General features: G+C 52.6%; 1 protein-coding gene. It reads right to left on the bottom strand.

The annotated features are described in order from the left end of the window. Nucleotides 1–401 (bottom strand): ABC transporter substrate-binding protein (locus EOA22_RS37245; protein WP_245478827.1); only part of this gene is annotated, 401 nt, incomplete at its 3' end. Nucleotides 402–426: the final 25 nt, after the last annotated feature.

The raw sequence follows: 426 nt of genomic DNA, 5'->3' as shown, positions 1-426 counted from the left end.
AGGTTGACCATGTCCACTTGGCCAGACTGAAGCGCCGAATTCCTCGCAGTCGAATCGTTTATCACTAGGATATTGACCGCGTCGAAATGACCGACGGTTGGATCCCAATAATTCTTAAACTTTTCCATCTCGATGCGTGCGCCCGGCTCGAAGCTATTCAGCTTGTACGCGCCGCTGAATATCCCTGCGTCCGGCTTGTCTATTCCCCCGCCAGGCTGGATCACCAAATGCCAATCGGACATCAAATAGGGCAGATCTGCGTTGGGGGATTTCAGCGAAATGACGACATTGCTGCCATCCACCTTCACATCCGCGATTTGCTCAAGGATGCCGAAGGCACCCGACTTGGAATTCTTGTCGGAATGGCGCTGAATTGTCTTCACGATGTCGTCCGGCGACATCGTCTTACCATTGTGAAACTCGACG

The organism is Mesorhizobium sp. M7A.F.Ca.US.014.04.1.1 (genome assembly GCF_003998745.1).
GTDB lineage: Bacteria > Pseudomonadota > Alphaproteobacteria > Rhizobiales > Rhizobiaceae > Mesorhizobium > Mesorhizobium ciceri.
This window is presented reverse-complemented; position numbering and strand designations above follow the sequence as displayed.